The organism is Enterobacter sp. R-1.6.2 (genome assembly GCF_035064085.1).
GTDB classification, from domain to species: domain Bacteria; phylum Pseudomonadota; class Gammaproteobacteria; order Enterobacterales; family Enterobacteriaceae; genus Enterobacter; species Enterobacter asburiae_B.
This window is the reverse complement of the sequence record NZ_JASEYI010000004.1, coordinates 259,676-278,580: the sequence shown is the minus strand read 5'-3', so window position 1 is coordinate 278,580 and position 18,905 is coordinate 259,676. Positions and strand designations below refer to the sequence as shown.

Below are 18,905 nucleotides of genomic sequence, written 5' to 3'. Positions count from 1 at the left end.
GGCAGGCATAAAAAAACCGGGCAAATGCCCGGTTTTTTAGATTAACGTTTAACTCAGTGAGCCGCTTCCGGCTTGTGCTTCGCCGCACTCTGGAAATCGTACGTCAGTTCGTTCTTCGCCTGGTCCAGCGCCACGGTCACCTGACCGCCGTCCACCAGCGAGCCAAACAGCAGCTCGTTCGCCAGCGGTTTCTTCAGGTTGTCCTGAATCACGCGCGCCATCGGACGGGCACCCATCGCACGGTCGTAGCCTTTCTCGGCCAGCCAGTTGCGGGCCTCCTGGCTCACTTCCAGCGACACGCCTTTCTGATCCAGCTGAACCTGCAGCTCGACGATGAACTTGTCCACCACCTGATGGATCACGTCGGTAGAGAGGTGATCGAACCAGATAATGTTGTCCAGACGGTTACGGAACTCCGGCGTGAAGATCTTCTTGATCTCCTCCATCGCATCGGTGCTGTTATCCTGGTGGATCAGGCCGATGGATTTACGCTCGGTTTCACGCACCCCGGCGTTGGTGGTCATCACCAGCACCACGTTGCGGAAGTCCGCCTTGCGCCCGTTGTTGTCGGTCAGCGTCCCGTTGTCCATCACCTGCAGCAGAATGTTGAACACGTCCGGATGCGCCTTCTCGATTTCATCGAGCAGCAGTACCGCGTGCGGATGCTTGATCACCGCGTCGGTGAGCAGGCCGCCCTGGTCAAAGCCCACGTAGCCCGGAGGCGCACCAATCAAACGGCTGACGGTGTGACGCTCCATATACTCGGACATATCAAAGCGCAGCAGCTCAATACCCAGCGCTTTGGAGAGCTGAACCGTCACCTCGGTTTTCCCCACGCCGGTCGGGCCAGCGAACAGGAAGGAACCGACGGGCTTGTGGTCATGCCCCAGCCCGGCGCGGGCCATCTTGATCGCTTCTGTTAAGGCCTCAATGGCTTTATCCTGACCAAAGACCAGCATTTTCAGGCGATTGCCGAGGGTGCGCAGCGTGTCGCGGTCGCTCTGAGAAACGCTCTTCTCAGGGATACGCGCGATGCGGGCCACCACGGACTCGATATCCGCCACGTTAACGGTTTTCTTACGCTTGCTGGCTGGCATCAGGCGCGCACGCGCCCCTGCCTCATCAATCACGTCAATAGCCTTATCCGGCAGGTGACGATCGTTGATGTATTTCACCGCCAGCTCCACCGCCGCACGGACCGCTTTCGCGGTGTAACGCACGTCGTGGTGTGCTTCGTACTTCGGCTTCAGGCCGTTGATGATCTGCACCGTTTCCTCGACGGACGGCTCGGTCACGTCGATTTTCTGGAAGCGGCGCGCCAGCGCACGGTCTTTCTCAAAGATGTTGCTGAACTCCTGGTAGGTCGTGGAGCCAATCACGCGGATCTTGCCGCTGGAGAGCAGCGGTTTGATCAGGTTCGCGGCATCCACCTGGCCACCGGAGGCCGCACCTGCGCCGATGATGGTATGGATCTCATCGATAAACAGGATGCTGTTGGTGTCCTGCTCCAGCTGTTTCAACAGCGCCTTGAAGCGTTTTTCAAAATCACCGCGGTATTTGGTGCCCGCCAGCAGCGAGCCGATATCCAGCGAGTAGATGGTGCAGTCGGCAATCACTTCCGGCACGTCGCCCTGCACAATGCGCCAGGCAAGCCCTTCGGCAATCGCGGTTTTACCCACGCCTGACTCGCCCACCAGCAGCGGGTTGTTCTTGCGGCGACGGCACAGCACCTGGATCGCGCGCTCCAGCTCTTTATCGCGACCAATCAGCGGGTCGATACCGCCAACGCGAGCAAGCTGGTTAAGGTTGGTGGTGAAGTTTTCCATACGATCCTCCCCGCCTGCTTGCTCTTCATTGTTATTGACCTGATTGCTGGAATCCGATGCCTGGTTAGGCTCGTCTTTGCGCGTTCCGTGAGAAATAAAGTTAACCACGTCGAGGCGGCTGACTTCGTGTTTGCGCAGCAGGTAGGCAGCCTGTGACTCCTGCTCGCTGAAGATGGCGACTAAGACGTTTGCGCCAGTCACTTCGCTACGCCCGGAAGACTGGACGTGGAATACCGCGCGCTGCAGCACGCGCTGGAAGCTGAGCGTGGGCTGCGTGTCGCGCTCTTCTTCACTGGCTGGCAGCACCGGTGTGGTTTGTTCGATGAAGGCTTCGAGTTCCTGACGTAGCGCCACCAGATCCACGGAGCAGGCTTCCAGCGCTTCGCGGGCAGATGGGTTGCTAAGCAGTGCGAGCAGTAAATGCTCGACGGTCATAAACTCATGTCGGTGCTCACGCGCTCTGGCGAAAGCCATGTTTAAACTGAGTTCCAGTTCTTGATTGAGCATAGGCACCTCCCCCAATTTTATGCCTTATCAGGCCTTTTCCAGCGTACACAGCAACGGATGCTCGTTCTCCCTCGCATAGTCGTTCACCATCGCCACTTTGGTTTCCGCCACTTCGGCTGTGAAGATGCCGCAGATAGCTTTGCCACGATAATGAACGGTAAGCATCAGTTGCGTTGCACGTTCTACATCATAAGAAAAGAACTTTTGTAGCACGTCAATAACAAATTCCATCGGCGTGTAATCATCGTTCATTAACATAACTTTATACATAGATGGCGGTTTTAGCGCGTCGCGCACTTTGTCTTCCGCCAGCTGGTCGAAATCCAGCCAATCGTTGGTCTTACCCATTATGCATAACCACTTTGAATCTACCTCAGATGTTAGATAACAATCATCTATTACTGTCATCCGCGATGTCTGTCACAAACTGTTGCAATAGCGTTAACTGCTTCAAACTTTGGTTGATTATTGTCCCATCTCCAGCGCCAAACGCTTGACGACTTCTTTCGTTTCTCTAAATTGTACAAGCGTGAGATGGCGAGGTTTTGAACAGCCCCCACTCCACCACCGGTTCATTCCATCTTAACTTATAAGATTTACGAAGGATGTCGAAGCATGGAAATGGGTACTGTTAAGTGGTTCAACAACGCCAAAGGGTTTGGCTTCATCTGCCCCGAAGGCGGCGGCGAGGATATCTTCGCTCACTATTCCACCATTCAGATGGATGGTTACAGAACGCTCAAAGCCGGGCAGTCCGTCCGGTTCGATGTACATCAGGGACCAAAAGGCAATCATGCAAGCCTAATCGTACCCGTTGAAGCAGAGACGGTTGCATAGCTCTCTGTTTTATTGTGTACATCCCGCAGTCAAAATGCCAGCCCGATCGGCTGGCATTTTTATTTTCGGGTTATTCCCGAGCCAGCGCGTCCACCGGATCCAGCCGCGCCGCGTTGCGGGCGGGCAACCAGCCAAACAAAATGCCGGTAAAGGTCGAACACAAAAACGCGGTGATAATGGCAACCGGCGAGAAGCCAATCTCCCAGCCGGGTAAAAAGAGCTGGAGCGCAAACGCGATCATCATCGAGAGCGCAATGCCCATCGCCCCGCCGACCAGACACACCAGCACCGCTTCAATCAAAAACTGCTGCAGCACGTCGCTGGCCCGGGCGCCGACCGCCATGCGAATGCCGATCTCCCGGGTACGTTCGGTTACCGACACCAGCATGATATTCATCACCCCGATGCCGCCGACGACCAGCGAAATCACCGCCACCAGCGTGAGGAACAGCTGAAGAGTACGTGTGGTCTTTTCCGCCGTTTTCAAGAGGCCGTCCATATTCCAGGTGAAGAAATCTTTCTTCCCGTGGCGCAGGGTTAACAGCCGTTCAAGCTGCTGTTCGGCGAGCGCGCTGTCGTAGCCCTCCTTCACGCGTACGGTGATGGAGTTGAGCCATGACTGCCCCATAATCCGCCCTGAGATGGTGGTGTAGGGCAGCCAGACGCGCAGGATCTTACTGCTGCCAAACATCGACTGCTTCTCTTCCGCCACGCCGATGACAGTGGCAGGCATGTTGCCGACCAGGATCACTTCGCCTACCACGTTGGCTTTATTGGGGAAGAGCTGCCTGCGCGAGTTCGCGTCCAGCACCACCACCTGCGCCCTTCCCGCCAGCTGCTCGGCGTTGAAGGTAGCGCCTTCGCTGAAGGTCATGCCGTAGACGTTGAAGTAGTCTCCGCTGACGCCGTTAGCGCTGGCGGCCACGTCAACATTGCCCACGCGCAGACGCAGGTTCTGCGAAACCGCAGGCGTGGCGGAGTTCACCCACGGCTGCTTCTGAATCGCCGCCAGATCGTCGTATTTCAGCGCCTGTTGATACTGCGGCTCGTCGTCGCCAAAGTCTTTGCCGGGATAGACGTCAATGGTATTGGTGCCAATGGCGCGAATATCGGCCAGCACCAGCTGCTTCGCCGCGTCGCCCACCACCACGATCGACACCACCGAGGCGATACCGATAATGATGCCGAGCATCGTCAGCAGGGTGCGCATTTTATTGGCTGCCATCGCCAGCCAGGCCATGGTCAGCGCTTCGCGAAAGCCGCTGGAGAACTGTCCCCAGCCGGTTGATGCCGGCAGCGCTTCTTTCGGCGCCGCAGCCCTGGACTCACGCGGCGGCGGGTTGCTGACCAGCTCGCCGTCGTGGATCTCAATAATGCGTTCCGCCTGCGCCGCCACCTGCGGATCGTGGGTAACAATGATGACAGTGTGGCCCTGATCGCGAAGCTGGTGAAGGATCGCCATCACCTCTTCGCCGGAATGGCTGTCAAGCGCCCCAGTCGGTTCATCCGCGAGGATCACCTGCCCGCCGTTCATCAGCGCACGGGCAATACTCACGCGCTGCTGCTGGCCGCCGGACAGCTGCGAGGGCTGGTACTCCACCCGCTCCGCCAGCCCCAGACGCGTCAGCAGCATCTGCGCGCGCTCAAGGCGCTTTTTCCGCTCGACGCCCGCATACACCGCAGGCACTTCCACGTTCTGCGCCGCATTCAGGTGAGAAAGCAAATGGTAACGCTGGAAGATAAAGCCGAAGTGTTCCCGGCGCAGCTTCGCCAGCGCGTCGCCGTCCAGCGTGGAGACATCCGTCCCGGCCACGCGATAGGTACCGCTGGTCGGTTTATCCAGACAGCCGAGAATGTTCATCAGCGTCGATTTACCGGAACCCGATGCCCCGACAATCGCCACCATCTCGCCCGCTTCCACGCGCAGGGAGATGCCCTTCAGCACTTCCACCGGACCGTCGCCTGACGGATAGCTGCGACGAATGTTATTCAGCTCAAGCAGCGCCGTCATTTAGCGGCTCCGGGCAGGCTTTCGCTGACAACAACCTCCTCGCCCTCTTCCAGACCTTTCACCACCACCACGTCGGTGTCGTTGCGCGCGCCGATCACGACCTCGCGCTCGCGCGTTTCGCCGTTGCGCAGCACTTTCACTTTATAACGGCTCTCCCCGGCGGACTCGCCGAGCGCAGAGAGCGGAATGGTCAACACGTTCTTCACGCCGGTCAGCTGGATATGCACCTGTGCGGTCATGTCCAGACGCAGCACGCCCTGCGGATTTGGCACCTCAAAGCGGGCATAGTAGAAGATAGCGTCGTTAACTTTTTCCGGCGTCGGCAGAATGTCTTTCAGCACGCCTTCGTAGCGCGTCTGCGGGTCGCCAAGCACCGTAAACCAGGCGTTCTGCCCCGGCTTAAGATGGATCACATCCGCCTCTGAGACCTGGGCTTTGACCAGCATGGTGCTCATGTCCGCCAGCGTCAGAATGTTCGGCGCCTGCTGCGCGGCAATCACCGTCTGGCCCTGCAGCGTGGTGATCTGGGTCACTTCGCCCGCCATCGGCGCGACGATTTTGGTGTAGTCGAGGTTGGTTTTTGCCGTATCCAGCGAAGCCTGATTGCGTTTGATCTGCGCGTCAATCGTGCCAATTTGCGCCTGTTTCACCGCCAGTTCAGTGGTGGCAGTATCTAAATCCTGTTTCGAAATAGCCTGGGTTTTGGCCAGCGCCTGCTGACGGGTCAACGTTACCTGAGCCAGGTTACGTTCTGCCAGAGCCTGGGCACGCTGCGCGCGCAGCTCCATCAGCGTGGCTTCCACCTCGCGGATCTGGTTCTCAGCCTGCTCAGGATCGATAACGCCGAGCAGCTGGCCTTTTTTCACCTTGTCGCCAATCTCAACCGACAGCGTTTTCAACTGGCCGCTGACCTGAGCGCCGACGTCAACCTTGCGCAGCGCGTCAAGCTTGCCCGTCGCGAGGACGTTTTGCTGCAGTTCGCCCGGGCGAACAATCAGCGTCTGATACTGCGGCACCGGCGCATTCAGCACCTGCCATAGCCAGTACCCACCGGCTAAAACCACGACCGCCAGCAGCAGAAACAGCGTTCTGCGTTTTCCCTTGAGGTTCATAAATATTCCAAATAAATGTTCTGGCAATGATAAGCGTTGATTCTAACTAAACGACTCTTCAACGAAAGCCCTGTTCTCCGAAATCGTCCTAATTTGTTTACGAGACGTTGACATTTCTCCTGCTGAAATAGCGATATTCCAAAAGGATCAGGATCTACCATGTCTTCTATCGTCGATACATCACTTTCAAACCTGCCGCAGCCAAAATCCGGCTGGCAGCTCTTCAAAAACCTGGCTTTCGGTGAGATCGCACCCGGGCTGGCATGGGAAAAAACCGCCTATCGACGCAAGTTCATGCTGCGTTCACTGGCGACACCGCTCAGCACCGCTCGCCTGCTGTCTGATCTTGCGAAACATCCGCACCTGATGCAAATGCTCCAGGTTCAGCCAGGGCTGCCCTGCCGCCTTCATCGTCCGTGGTTAACGGTCAATATGGATCGACAACGTGTGCTGGAATCGCTGTCCTGGCACTATCAGATGATGTGCCGCCAGCTGCCGGCGACGCTGACAAAGGGTTACCTTTCAAAGCAGGGCGTGTCCCTGCTGACCTTAACCGGAAAAGATGAACAGCAATTTACCGTCCGCCTGTGTGCCGACGCGTTTATGGATAAAGAGGGAGAAGCTACCCTCGTTTTCTGTGACAGTCAAAATACGGCGCTGGCGGAGATGACCTTTACGCTATGCCAGTTTGAGGGAAAATCGACGCTGTTCATTGGCGGTTTACAGGGCGCAAAAGCGCATGTTCCCCACGAGCTGATCCAGGGTGCGACGAAAGCCTGCCACGGTCTGTTCCCGAAACGTCTGCTGGTCGAGGCCGCAATGACGCTCGGCGCCGCGTTCCCGGTAGAGCAGATTGTCGCCGTCAGTAACGATACCCATATTTATCGCAGCTGGCGCTACCGCAAGAAAAAAGAGGGCAAACTGTTGGCCGATTACGACAGTTTCTGGCTCTCCATCGGCGGTGAAAAGCAGGAGAACGGTAATTTTATGCTGCCGCTCGTCATGCCGCGTAAACCGATGGAAGAGATCGCCAGCAAAAAACGCTCCGAATATCGCCGCCGCTACGCGCTGCTGGATAGCCTGATTCAGCAGATGAAACAGGCGACCCAACGCTAATCCGCTTTCCCGCGTGCCAGCCACAGCACGCGGGAGAACATCTTCCGCAGCAGGGTCGGTACCGCCTCCACGCCCCGCCTGCCCGCTTCCGTCGCCACTTCAATGGCTAAATCCGGTTTTGACGAACGGTGAATGGCTTTGGCGATCACCCGCCGCATGTTCATCGGGACATCGACCGGTACCATGGCAATGCGGTGGAAGACGTCGTCGAACCCCTGACGATACATAAAGTGTTCCATGTCCATCGCGGGGAGCATGGTTAAATGGTCGCGCTCTTCCTCGCGCTCGTTATTCAGCAGGCTCCGCACGGTCGAGGCATATTTTTTACCCGCCTCATCACCGTCTACCAGCACGTGCCACTCGATCCCCATCCGGCGTGCAAATTTTATCAGCGGCTTTAATCCCGACTGGGCGAATTCGATCACCTTAATGCCTTCCGCATCAAAATGGTGGCCACACTGGCGCGCCAGTTCGTTGATGACCCAGGTTTCCGTCTCCCCCTCCACCAGCAGCCAGCAGCGGGCAAAGAGCGACGACGCCCGGTTAAAGCGAATATGAAACGCGATGCGCCGCCCGTCTTCCGCATTCAAACCGCCCGGCCCAAGCCGGAAAGCGGAGACGCGGGAGGATTCACGCACCAGGCGACAGACGTGTTCTACCGGCGTCAGCGATAATAATTCCCCGGAATTAGTGGTCGTGATGCGCTGGAGCGGCAGCAGGTTCAGCAGATGCCATGCTACGGAGAGCATGATGGGATGCAGGCGCGTTTCCGGGTCTTCCACCAGCAGCAGCGGCCGGGCGTCCCGGTCCAGACGAACGGTGCCTTTGGCCTGCAGAAGCGTTGAAAACAGCCCCAGCAGAATCACCCGATGGGTGCGACCGCCGGGCCGGTCGATCATCCGGTTAATGATGTCGAGGTAACGCCAGCTTCGCTGCTCATCATGAGAGCGGCGGCGCATCAGACGGTGGCGCGATTCCGACGTGCCCTGCTCGGAAAAATAGTGCTCAAGGAGTTGCACCATTGCGGACAACCCCTGACGAATTTGGCCATCGGTCAGATTCTGCGGACGCGACACCAGCTCTCTGGCCAGAAAATCCAGCTCGCGGGCGGTGACTTCCACTTCCGGCATATTGGGTACGGTACCGTTACGAATACGCCGCATAAAGCGCGCATCGCGCAGGCGTAATACCGGCGTCAGGCGGATCAGGTGGCGGGCCAGATCGTCGATATTGTCCAGCGGGATCGGGTTGGCTTTCTCATCGAGAAAATCACGCAGGGTGAGTACCCCTTCGTTCTCCGCCATCTCGCCTTCCAGCCGATAGAAAATCCGGTGGAAACCGTCATCGCACGGCACCCAGCAGGGTGACAGCGGGCGGAAGCGACGCACGCGGTGACGTCCGGGTTCGGATTCGCGGAACGTCAGGATGATATGCAGGTGCTTCTCGCGCCCCGTCACGTCGCCGGGCGGGAACCAGAAATCGTCGCGGACGAAGTGATACAGATCGTCCTCGGGCGAAAGCAGTAGCGTCAACGCATCCAGCAGGCTGGACTTACCCCACGCGTTCTCGCCGATCAGGACGTTGTTTTGCTCCAGCTGCAGCGACAGGCGGTTAATACCGCGAAACCCAACAATTTCCACACGTTCGAGAAGCATAAATCCCCCGCGATATGATCACTTTTTCCTTCAAGTTATCAGCAGTATAGCGGGATGCAGACGGGCTTGACACTGCAATCCGCCTCCATAACCTGGCGGAAGCACGAAAAATTCAGAATTTATCCATCAGGTTTCATTTGAAATAACCCACATCTCGCAAGATACTACCGCCCGCAAATTGGACTATGCTTTATTTACCTCCAGTTTGAACAAGGATTGACATCACATTGCCTTAAATCAAATTAATCGAATTTATTTAAGTGGCGAAGGGGTGTTGTTGGTTTTTAAAATACGGGCTCTTTGAGTCGTCATCCCTTTATGGCGATATATCCCGCGCGCGGGAATGCGTGCGGATAATTATTTTAGGTGGTTATGTTTAGAAAATTGGCAGCAGAATGCTTTGGTACATTCTGGCTGGTATTTGGTGGCTGCGGTAGCGCCGTTCTGGCAGCAGCATTCCCGGAATTAGGTATCGGTTTTGTCGGCGTTGCGCTGGCTTTTGGTTTAACCGTATTAACCATGGCGTTTGCCGTGGGACATATTTCCGGCGGTCATTTTAACCCGGCAGTGACGTTAGGTTTATGGGCGGGCGGCCGTTTCCCGGCGAAAGACGTGATTGGCTATATTGTGGCGCAGGTGGTTGGCGGTATTATCGCGGCGGGCGTTCTGTACGTGATTGCCAGCGGTAAAGCCGGCTTCGACGCGGCGGCCAGCGGCTTTGCCTCTAACGGCTTTGGCGAACACTCTCCGGGCGGCTACTCCATGCTGTCTGCCATCGTGATTGAAATCGTGCTTACCGCCGGCTTCTTGCTGGTGATCCACGGCGCAACGGACAAACACGCCCCGGCCGGTTTTGCCCCGATTGCCATTGGTCTGGCGCTGACGCTTATCCACCTGATTTCTATTCCGGTCACCAACACCTCCGTTAACCCGGCACGCAGTACCGCCGTCGCCATCTTCCAGGGCGGCTGGGCGCTTGAGCAGCTGTGGCTGTTCTGGGTGATGCCAGTTATCGGCGGTATTCTGGGTGGCGTGCTGTATCGCACCCTGCTGGAAAAACGCGATTAATCTTTCCTCCCTCTCCCCGTGGGAGAGGTCCGGGGTGAGGACTACAGGCCGTACACCCCACGTAGACACAAGCCGGGTAAGGCGTAGCCGCCCGGCTTTCTTTTGCCGCTTTACTGAACAGCCTTTATTGGGTAGTGTCATTGGCGCTTAACCGATACTCAAAAAGGACCGGCTGTTCATGTTTTCAGGACTCCTCATCATTTTGCTGCCCTTGATCGTGGGCTATCTTATTCCGCTGCATCGTGAATCCGCATTAAGGCTCATTAATCGATTCCTGAGCTGGATTGTCTACGTTATTCTTTTCTTTATGGGGATTAGCCTGGCATTTCTGGACAACTTATCGGCGAATTTACTCTCCATCCTCCATTATTCTGTCGTCACCGTAGTGGTTATTTTGCTGTGCAATATTGCCGCGCTGCTGTGGCTGGAACGCACTATTCCATGGAAAAATCACCATCATCAGGAAAAACTCCCTTCACGAATTGCAATGGCGCTTGAATCATTAAAATTATGCGGCGTCGTGGTGCTCGGTTTTCTTCTTGGGCTGACCGGTTGGGCATTTTTACAGCACGCGACTGAGGCCAGTGAATATACGCTGATCTTCCTGCTGTTCCTGATCGGTATTCAGCTGCGAAATAATGGCATGACGCTGAAACAAATTGTCCTCAACCGTCGGGGAATGATGGTTGCGGTTATGGTTGTTGCCAGTTCAATGGTGGCGGGCGTCATCAACGCCTTTATTCTCGATCTGCCGCTGAAAACCGGCCTGGCGATGGCGTCCGGTTTTGGCTGGTATTCGCTCTCCGGTATTCTGCTGACCGAATCATTCGGACCGGTGATCGGCAGCGCCGCCTTCTTTAACGATCTGGCGCGCGAGCTGATTGCCATCATGCTGATCCCGAGCCTGGTTCGCCGCAGCCGTTCTACCGCGCTGGGCCTGTGCGGCGCAACGTCGATGGACTTTACCCTACCGGTACTCCAGCGCTCCGGAGGGCTGGAGATGGTGCCCGCGGCTATCGTGCACGGCTTTATTTTAAGCCTGCTGGTTCCGGTCTTGATGGCCTTCTTCTCTGCCTGATACTTCTTTGGCGGTAGGTTTCCTGCCGCCAAAATTGCGCTAAATCAATCTCCCTCTATTTTGTAGCAGAAAGCCCTTTTCTCCGTTCTGGCACAGGCATAACCTTAAACATGTATATCAAATATAACTTTAACAGGTGTGATTATGTTTTGTGTGCAATGTGAACAAACCATCCGTACCCCGGCAGGCAATGGCTGCTCTTACGCACAGGGTATGTGCGGCAAAACCGCAGAAACATCTGACCTGCAGGACCTGCTGATTGCGGCTCTGCAAGGCCTTTCCGCATGGGCGTTCAAAGCCCGCGAATACGGCATTGTCGACCACTACGTCGACAGCTTCGCCCCGCGCGCGTTTTTCTCCACGCTGACCAACGTTAACTTCGACTCTCCGCGCATTGTCGGCTACGCCCGCGAAGCGATTGCCCTGCGTGAGGCGCTGAAAGCCCAGTGCCTGAAGGCGGATGCCTCCGCTCGCGTGGAAAACCCGATGTCAGAACTTCAGCTGGTCAGCGACGATTTGGGCGACCTCCAGCGTCAGGCGGCAGAATTCACCCCGAATAAAGACAAAGCGGCGATTGGCGAGAACATTCTCGGCCTGCGCCTGCTGTGCCTGTACGGCCTGAAAGGCGCTGCGGCCTATATGGAGCACGCGCACGTTCTGGGTCAGTACGACAATGAGATTTATGCCCAGTACCACAAAATCATGGCGTGGCTGGGCACCTGGCCTGCCGATATGAACGCCCTGCTTGAGTGCTCAATGGAAATTGGCCAGATGAACTTCCGCGTGATGAGCATTCTGGATGCCGGTGAAACCAGCACCTACGGCCACCCGACGCCGACGCAGGTCAACGTCAAGGCAACCGAAGGCAAGTGCATTCTGATTTCCGGTCACGACCTGAAAGATCTCTACAACCTGCTGAAGCAAACCGAAGGTACCGGCGTTAACGTTTATACCCACGGCGAAATGCTGCCGGCGCACGGCTACCCGGAGCTGCGTAAATTTAAGCATCTGATCGGTAACTACGGCAGCGGCTGGCAGAACCAGCAGGTGGAGTTCGCCCGCTTCCCTGGCCCTATTGTGATGACCTCTAACTGCATCATCGACCCGACCGTCGGCGCGTACGATGACCGCATCTGGACCCGCAGCATCGTCGGCTGGCCGGGCGTGAGCCATCTTGAAGGTGACGATTTCGGTCCGGTTATCGCCCAGGCGCAGCAGATGGCAGGCTTCCCGTACAGCGAGATCCCGCACCTTATTACCGTCGGCTTCGGTCGTGAAACCCTGCTGGGTGCCGCTGATTCGCTGATCGATCTCGTCAGCCGTGAAAAGCTGCGCCACATCTTCCTGGTCGGCGGCTGCGACGGCGCGCGCGGCGAGCGTAACTACTTCACCGATTTCGCCACCAGCGTGCCGGAAGACTGCCTGATCCTGACCCTGGCGTGCGGCAAATACCGTTTCAACAAGCTGGACTTCGGCGACATCGAAGGTCTGCCGCGCCTGATCGATGCGGGCCAGTGTAACGATGCTTACTCGGCCATCATTCTGGCGGTCACCCTGGCGGAGAAACTGGGCTGCGGCGTGAACGACCTGCCGCTGTCGCTGGTGCTGTCATGGTTCGAGCAGAAAGCGATTGTCATCCTGCTGACCCTGCTCTCGCTCGGCGTCACCAACATCGTGACCGGCCCGACCGCGCCTGGCTTCCTGACGCCGGACCTGCTGGCGGTGCTGAACGAGAAATTCGGCCTGCGTTCCGTGACCAACGTTGAAGATGATATGAAACAGCTGCTGAGCGCGTAAGGAGTAATTCATGACCATGCCAACCTCACAATGTCCGTGGCGGATGCAGGTTCATCACATCCATCAGGAGACGCCGGATGTGTGGACGCTGTCGCTGCTGTGCCATGACTACTATCCGTACCGTGCAGGCCAGTACGCGCTGGTCAGCGTTCGCAATTCAGCGGATACGCTGCGCGCCTACACGATCTCCTCCACGCCGGGCGTGAGCGAGTACATTACGCTCACCGTCCGCCGCATTGACGACGGCGCGGGCTCTCAGTGGCTGACGCGGGACGTCAAGCGCGGGGATTATATCTGGCTGTCCGACGCGCAGGGGGAATTCACCTGTGACGATAAGACGGACGATAAATTCCTGCTGCTGGCGGCGGGCTGTGGCGTAACGCCAATTATGTCGATGCGCCGCTGGCTGGCAAAAAATCGCCCGCAGGCCGATGTGCAGTCGATCTTCAGCGTCCGTTCCCCGGAAGATGTGATTTTTGCCGGGGAATGGCGTGATTATCCGGTGACGCTGGTGGCGGAGCACAACGCGACCCACGGCTTTGTGCCCGGTCGCCTGAGCCGCGAGCTGCTGCAAAGCGTACCGGATATCGCGAACCGCACCGTGATGACCTGCGGCCCGGCGCCGTACATGGATATCGTGGAGAAAGAGGTGAAAGCGCTTGGCGTGACCCGCTTCTTCAAAGAGCAGTTCTTCACGCCGGTGGCGGAAGCGGCAACCAGCGGCATTACCTTCAACAAACTGCAGCCTGCGCAGACCTTCTTTGGCCGCGTGGGGACCACGCTGCTGGAGGCGCTGGAAAGCAACCAGGTGCCGGTAGTGGCTGCCTGTCGTGCGGGCGTGTGCGGCTGCTGTAAGACGAAGGTGGTTTCCGGGGAGTACACCGTCACCAGCACCATGACGCTGTCCGACGCGGAAATTGCCGAGGGTTACGTGCTGGCATGCTCATGCCATCCACAGGGCGATCTCGTCCTCGCATAAACGGTAAACGTTCGATCGTAGGCCCGGTAAGCGTTAGCGCCACCGGGCTTTTTGTCGGGTGACACTGCGTTTACCCGACCTACGACAACCTCACCGCCACGCGGGCGCTTTACCCAGCGCAAACCGCCCCGCCCCTAAAAACGCGACCGCCAGCGAGCCGATAAAGAAGTACACCAGGCTTTCAATCGCCCATGCGCCTACCTTATCGAGGGCGAGCGTTTCCCCCATTCCCACCATCAGCCACGCAACAATCATCGTAAAGGCCAGCACCAGCGCGGCCGGGCGCGTAAAGAGCCCAACAATAATCAGGATCGGTGCCACCACTTCGCCAACCAACACGCCGTAGGCGATAAACCCCGGCAGCCCTTTCTCCACCAGCATGCCGCTGATAAAGCCCACGCCGCCAAAAAGCTTGTGCAAACCGTGAAATAGCATCAGCCCGCCGACGGCAAGTCGTAACAAGAGTTTGCCAAGATCGTCGCACGATAGCTTTTCATTAACAGCGATTAACAATGATTTAACCATTTGAAATACTTCCTGTTTTTACTGAGGTAGCACCAGATTATGCCGAATAATTGCGCATGAAAAGCACCTTTTAATTGGGGGGATGCGACGGGCAATACGGAGACTTTCTTCTAAGCTTGTAAGCGATATCACAAAAAGGAGACGGACAACCATGAAACAAACCGTGGCTGCATATATAGCGAAAACGCTCGAACAGGCTGGCGTGAAACGTATCTGGGGCGTAACCGGCGATTCCCTGAACGGACTTAGCGACAGCCTCAACAAGATGAAGACCATCGAATGGATGCCCACGCGCCATGAAGAGGTTGCCGCCTTCGCCGCAGGCGCTGAAGCACAGATCACGGGGGAACTGGCCGTCTGCGCCGGATCGTGCGGTCCCGGCAACCTGCATCTGATCAACGGCCTCTTTGACTGTCACCGCAATCACGTGCCGGTGCTGGCGATTGCCGCCCATATCCCCTCTTCCGAAATCGGCAGCGGCTATTTTCAGGAGACGCATCCGCAGGAGCTGTTCCGTGAATGCAGCCACTATTGCGAACTGGTTTCATCCCCGGAGCAGATCCCGCAGGTGCTGGCGATCGCCATGCGCAAGGCCGTGCTGAACCGCGGCGTTTCTGTAGTCGTTATCCCGGGCGATGTGGCCCTCAAGGCTGCGCCAGAAGGGGCCAGCACCCACTGGTATCACGCCCCACAGCCGGTGGTGAGGCCTGCGGAAGAGGAGCTGAAAAAGCTGGCTCAGCTGCTGCGTTACTCCAGCAATATCGCCCTGATGTGCGGCAGCGGCTGCGCGGGCGCGCACAAGGAGCTGCTTGAATTTGCGGGTAAGCTTAAGGCCCCTATTGTCCACGCCCTGCGCGGCAAAGAGCACGTCGAGTACGACAACCCCTTTGATGTGGGGATGACCGGTCTGATCGGTTTCTCCAGCGGCTTCCACACCATGATGAACGCCGACACGCTGATCCTGCTCGGCACCCAATTCCCGTATCGCGCGTTCTACCCGACGGATGCGAAAATCATTCAGATTGATATCAACCCGGCCAGCATCGGCGCGCACAGCAAGGTTGATATGGCGCTGGTGGGCGATATCAAATCTACCCTTTCCGCCCTGCTGCCGCTGCTGGAAGAAAAAACGGACCGCAAGTTCCTTGATAAAGCCCTGAGCGACTATCGCGACGCCCGCAAGGGGCTGGACGACCTCGCCAAACCGAGCGACAAAGCCATTCACCCGCAGTATCTGGCGCAGCAGATCAGCCATTTCGCTGACGACGACGCCATATTCACCTGCGACGTGGGCACGCCAACCGTCTGGGCGGCACGCTATCTGAAGATGAACGGCAAGCGTCGACTGCTCGGCTCGTTCAACCACGGCTCGATGGCCAACGCCATGCCGCAGGCGCTGGGCGCAAAAGCGACGGCCCCGGAGCGTCAGGTGGTGGCGATGTGCGGCGACGGCGGGTTCAGCATGCTGATGGGGGATTTCCTGTCGGTGGTGCAGATGAAGCTGCCGTTGAAAATTGTAGTCTTCAACAACAGCGTGCTGGGCTTCGTGGCGATGGAGATGAAGGCCGGAGGCTATCTCACGGACGGCACCGAGCTGCACGACACCAACTTCGCGCGCATCGCCGAGGCCTGCGGCATCACCGGCATTCGCGTGGAGAAAGCCTCAGAGGTGGACGAAGCCCTGCAGCGCGCGTTTTCCATCGACGGTCCGGTGCTGGTGGATGTCGTCGTCGCCAAAGAAGAGCTGGCGATCCCGCCGCAGATCAAGCTTGAACAGGCCAAAGGCTTTAGCCTGTATATGCTGCGCGCCATCATCAGCGGGCGCGGCGACGAGGTGATCGAACTGGCAAAAACCAACTGGCTCAGGTAAAACATTTCGCATGACCTCTTAAAATAAAGGGATGTGAAATGATTGATTTACGCAGCGATACCGTAACCCGCCCGAGCCGCGCCATGCTCGAAGAGATGATGACCGCCCCGGTCGGGGATGACGTCTACGGCGATGACCCGACGGTTAACGAACTGCAGCGTTACGCGGCAGAGCTGAGCGGCAAGGAAGCGGCCCTGTTTCTGCCAACCGGCACGCAGGCTAACCTGGTGGCGCTGCTCAGCCACTGCGAGCGCGGGGAAGAGTATATCGTCGGCCAGGGCGCGCATAACTATCTCTACGAAGCCGGCGGCGCGGCGGTGCTCGGCAGCATTCAGCCGCAGCCGATTGACGCCGCGCCGGACGGCTCCCTGCCGCTCGATAAGGTCGCGGCGAAAATCAAAGCTGACGATATTCACTTCGCCCGCACCAGGCTGCTCAGCCTCGAAAACACCCACAACGGCAAAGTGCTGCCGCGCGAATACCTGAAAGCAGCATGGGAATTCACCCGCGAGCGCAGGCTCGGCCTGCACGTTGACGGCGCGCGTATCTTTAACGCCATCGTGGAGTATGGCTGCGAGCTGAAAGAGATTGCGCAATACTGCGACTCGTTCACCATCTGCCTCTCTAAAGGGCTGGGCACGCCGGTGGGTTCTCTGCTGGTGGGCAACGCGGACTACATCAAGCGCGCCAACCGCTGGCGCAAAATGACCGGCGGCGGCATGCGTCAGGCGGGTATTCTGGCGGCTGCCGGGCTGTATGCCCTGAAAAATAACGTGGCGCGCCTGAAGGACGATCACGACAACGCCGCGTGGATGGCGGCGCAGCTGCGCGAGATTGGTGCCGACGTGATGCGCCACGACACCAACATGCTGTTCGTACGCGTGGGCGATGATCGCGCCGCCGCGCTGGGTGAATTTATGAAATCACGTGGCGTGCTGATCAACGCCTCACCCGTCGTGCGCCTGGTCATGCATCTCGACGTGAGCCGCGAACAGCTGGCGGACGTGGTGAAACACTGGCAGGCGTTTTTACAGCGATAAGGAGCATCACGTGCCGCAACGAATTCTGGTGCTCGGCGCCAGCGGGTACATCGGTGAGCATCTTACCGCGGCGTTAAGCCAGCAGGGACACCAGGTGCTGGCAGCGGCACGCAACACCGAACGCCTGCAAAAGCTCAGTTTGCCTGGCGTCACCTGCCACAGCGTTGACCTCAACTGGCCGAAGGAACTTCCCGCCCTGCTGGAAGGGGTCGACACGCTTTACTACCTGATACACAGCATGGGCGAAGGCGGGGATTTCATCGCCCACGAGCGGCAGGTGGCGATGAACGTTCGCGACGCCCTGCTGCAAACCCCGGTGAAGCAGGTCATTTTTTTAAGCTCGCTCCAGGCGCCCGAACACGAGCAGTCCGATCACCTGCGCGCCCGCCAGCTGACGGCTGACACCCTGCGCGGGGCGAATATCCCCGTCACCGAACTGCGCGCCGGGATCATCGTCGGCGCAGGCTCCGCCGCCTTCGAAGTGATGCGCGATATGGTCTACAACCTGCCCGTACTCACGCCGCCGCGCTGGGTACGCTCGCGCACCACGCCGATTGCGCTGGAGAATTTACTGCATTATCTGGTGGCCCTGCTGAATCACCCGGCGGAGCATCACCGCGTGCTCGAGGCGGCAGGCCCTGAAGTGCTGAGCTATCAGGAGCAGTTCGAACATTTCATGCGCGTCAGCGGCCGCCGCCGCTGGCTGATCCCCATTCCCTTCCCGACCCGCTGGATTTCGGTGTGGTTTTTGAATGTGATCACCTCCGTGCCGCCGACGACCGCCAAAGCGCTGATCCAGGGGCTCAAACATGATTTACTGGCGGACGATCGCGAACTGCGGGCACTCATTCCCCAGGACCTGATCCGCTTTGACGATGCCGTGCGCAATACGCTGAAAGAAGAAGAGCAGCTGGTGAACTCCAGCGACTGGGGTTACGACGCTCAGGCGTTTGCCCGCTGGCGGCCGGAGTACGGCTATTACCCGAAACAGGCGGGCTGCACGGTGAAAACCCACGCCAGCCTGGCCGCGCTGTGGGAGGTGGTGAACCAGATTGGCGGCAAAGACGGTTATTTCTTCGGTAATATCCTCTGGCAAACGCGCGGAGCAATGGATCTGCTGGTGGGGCACAGGCTGGCAAAAGGCCGTCCGGCACGCCCGTATCTTGAGGTGGGCGACGCGGTCGACAGCTGGAAGGTCATCATCGTCGAGCCGGAAAAACAGCTGGCGCTGCTGTTCGGTATGAAAGCCCCGGGGCTGGGCCGACTCTGCTTTACCCTGAAAGACAAAGGCGATTGTCGTGAACTGGACGTCCGCGCCTGGTGGCATCCGCACGGAATGCCGGGTCTGTTCTACTGGCTGTTGATGATCCCCGCCCACCTGTTTATCTTCCGCGGGATGGCAAAGCGGATTGCGCAACGGGCAGAACAAAAGACGGAAAAGATCTAAATAAAACTCTCTTTCTTTCACCTTTCCCATTGCATAG

General features: G+C 57.9%; 15 protein-coding genes. 9 read left to right on the top strand and 6 right to left on the bottom strand.

Annotated elements, in window-relative coordinates; translation table 11 throughout:
- Positions 1-53: 53 nt before the first annotated feature.
- Complete coding sequence (gene clpA / locus QMN93_RS06970; protein WP_023335109.1) at positions 54-2,333, bottom strand: ATP-dependent Clp protease ATP-binding subunit ClpA; 2,280 nt, start codon at positions 2,331-2,333, stop codon at positions 54-56.
- 27 nt (positions 2,334-2,360) lie between these two features.
- Positions 2,361-2,681, bottom strand: a complete 321-nt coding sequence (clpS, locus tag QMN93_RS06965) for an ATP-dependent Clp protease adapter ClpS (protein ID WP_006174393.1) — start codon at positions 2,679-2,681, stop codon at positions 2,361-2,363.
- Positions 2,682-2,948: 267 nt separating this feature from the next.
- Between clpS and cspD the strand changes: the two genes are divergently transcribed.
- Positions 2,949-3,170: a cold shock-like protein CspD gene (gene cspD / locus QMN93_RS06960; RefSeq protein ID WP_006809408.1), complete on the top strand. Its 222-nt coding sequence runs from the start codon at positions 2,949-2,951 to the stop codon at positions 3,168-3,170.
- Between the two features lie 70 nt (positions 3,171-3,240).
- Here the strand turns inward: cspD and macB are convergent, their stop codons facing one another.
- Together macB and macA are read right to left on the bottom strand one after the other, a co-directional pair.
- Complete coding sequence (gene macB / locus QMN93_RS06955; protein ID WP_032658224.1) at positions 3,241-5,181, bottom strand: macrolide ABC transporter ATP-binding protein/permease MacB; 1,941 nt, start codon at positions 5,179-5,181, stop codon at positions 3,241-3,243.
- Complete coding sequence (macA, locus tag QMN93_RS06950) at positions 5,178-6,293, bottom strand: macrolide transporter subunit MacA (protein WP_032658226.1); 1,116 nt, start codon at positions 6,291-6,293, stop codon at positions 5,178-5,180. Before macA ends, macB begins: the two co-directional genes overlap by 4 nt.
- Positions 6,294-6,452: 159 nt before the next feature.
- On the opposite strand from macA, the gene QMN93_RS06945 reads away from it, so the two are divergent.
- Complete coding sequence (locus QMN93_RS06945) at positions 6,453-7,409, top strand: VirK/YbjX family protein (RefSeq protein ID WP_064672202.1); 957 nt, start codon at positions 6,453-6,455, stop codon at positions 7,407-7,409.
- Here QMN93_RS06945 and QMN93_RS06940 read toward each other — a convergent pair.
- Entirely contained in the window at positions 7,406-9,064 is a 1,659-nt protein-coding gene (locus tag QMN93_RS06940) for an ATP-dependent endonuclease (protein WP_029739481.1), read from the bottom strand. The genes QMN93_RS06945 and QMN93_RS06940 overlap by 4 nt on opposite strands.
- A 372-nt stretch (positions 9,065-9,436) precedes the next feature.
- On the opposite strand from QMN93_RS06940, the gene aqpZ reads away from it, so the two are divergent.
- The 4 genes from aqpZ (at position 9,437) to hcr (ending at position 13,986) form a co-directional block, all read left to right on the top strand.
- Positions 9,437-10,132, top strand: coding sequence for an aquaporin Z (gene aqpZ, locus QMN93_RS06935; protein ID WP_033145073.1), 696 nt, complete (start codon positions 9,437-9,439; stop codon positions 10,130-10,132).
- Between the two features lie 178 nt (positions 10,133-10,310).
- Positions 10,311-11,210 (top strand): lysine exporter LysO family protein, encoded by a 900-nt coding sequence (locus QMN93_RS06930; RefSeq protein ID WP_033145072.1) that lies wholly within the window; start codon positions 10,311-10,313, stop codon positions 11,208-11,210.
- Between the two features lie 144 nt (positions 11,211-11,354).
- Entirely contained in the window at positions 11,355-13,007 is a 1,653-nt protein-coding gene (hcp, locus tag QMN93_RS06925; protein ID WP_033145071.1) for a hydroxylamine reductase, read from the top strand.
- A 10-nt stretch (positions 13,008-13,017) separates the two neighbouring features.
- The gene (hcr, locus tag QMN93_RS06920) at positions 13,018-13,986 is read left to right on the top strand and encodes an NADH oxidoreductase (RefSeq protein ID WP_193138985.1); all 969 of its coding nucleotides are present in this window, start codon (positions 13,018-13,020) and stop codon (positions 13,984-13,986) included.
- A gap of 90 nt (positions 13,987-14,076) precedes the next feature.
- On the opposite strand, the gene QMN93_RS06915 is transcribed toward hcr, so the two are convergent.
- On the bottom strand, positions 14,077-14,511 hold the full coding sequence (locus QMN93_RS06915; RefSeq protein ID WP_033145069.1) for a DoxX family protein: 435 nt from the start codon (positions 14,509-14,511) through the stop codon (positions 14,077-14,079).
- A 151-nt stretch (positions 14,512-14,662) separates the two neighbouring features.
- Between QMN93_RS06915 and poxB the strand changes: the two genes are divergently transcribed.
- The 3 genes from poxB to QMN93_RS06900 are packed head-to-tail and all read left to right on the top strand — an operon-like array spanning position 14,663 to position 18,868.
- A complete protein-coding gene (gene poxB, locus QMN93_RS06910; protein WP_193138984.1) occupies positions 14,663-16,381 on the top strand; it encodes a ubiquinone-dependent pyruvate dehydrogenase in 1,719 nt (572 codons plus the stop codon).
- 38 nt (positions 16,382-16,419) lie between these two features.
- On the top strand, positions 16,420-17,421 hold the full coding sequence (ltaE, locus tag QMN93_RS06905; protein ID WP_193138983.1) for a low-specificity L-threonine aldolase: 1,002 nt from the start codon (positions 16,420-16,422) through the stop codon (positions 17,419-17,421).
- 10 nt (positions 17,422-17,431) lie between these two features.
- Positions 17,432-18,868 (top strand): DUF2867 domain-containing protein, encoded by a 1,437-nt coding sequence (locus tag QMN93_RS06900; RefSeq protein ID WP_323619521.1) that lies wholly within the window; start codon positions 17,432-17,434, stop codon positions 18,866-18,868.
- The last annotated feature ends 37 nt before the right edge of the window (positions 18,869-18,905 follow it).

Coding starts and splice junctions, on each gene's coding strand:
- clpA (WP_023335109.1), bottom strand. CDS start 2,333: ATGCTCAATCAAGAACTGGAACTCAGTTTAAACATGGCTTTCGCCAGA.
- clpS (WP_006174393.1), bottom strand. CDS start 2,681: ATGGGTAAGACCAACGATTGGCTGGATTTCGACCAGCTGGCGGAAGAC.
- cspD (WP_006809408.1), top strand. CDS start 2,949: ATGGAAATGGGTACTGTTAAGTGGTTCAACAACGCCAAAGGGTTTGGC.
- macB (WP_032658224.1), bottom strand. CDS start 5,181: ATGACGGCGCTGCTTGAGCTGAATAACATTCGTCGCAGCTATCCGTCA.
- macA (WP_032658226.1), bottom strand. CDS start 6,293: ATGAACCTCAAGGGAAAACGCAGAACGCTGTTTCTGCTGCTGGCGGTC.
- QMN93_RS06945 (WP_064672202.1), top strand. CDS start 6,453: ATGTCTTCTATCGTCGATACATCACTTTCAAACCTGCCGCAGCCAAAA.
- QMN93_RS06940 (WP_029739481.1), bottom strand. CDS start 9,064: ATGCTTCTCGAACGTGTGGAAATTGTTGGGTTTCGCGGTATTAACCGC.
- aqpZ (WP_033145073.1), top strand. CDS start 9,437: ATGTTTAGAAAATTGGCAGCAGAATGCTTTGGTACATTCTGGCTGGTA.
- QMN93_RS06930 (WP_033145072.1), top strand. CDS start 10,311: ATGTTTTCAGGACTCCTCATCATTTTGCTGCCCTTGATCGTGGGCTAT.
- hcp (WP_033145071.1), top strand. CDS start 11,355: ATGTTTTGTGTGCAATGTGAACAAACCATCCGTACCCCGGCAGGCAAT.
- hcr (WP_193138985.1), top strand. CDS start 13,018: ATGACCATGCCAACCTCACAATGTCCGTGGCGGATGCAGGTTCATCAC.
- QMN93_RS06915 (WP_033145069.1), bottom strand. CDS start 14,511: ATGGTTAAATCATTGTTAATCGCTGTTAATGAAAAGCTATCGTGCGAC.
- poxB (WP_193138984.1), top strand. CDS start 14,663: ATGAAACAAACCGTGGCTGCATATATAGCGAAAACGCTCGAACAGGCT.
- ltaE (WP_193138983.1), top strand. CDS start 16,420: ATGATTGATTTACGCAGCGATACCGTAACCCGCCCGAGCCGCGCCATG.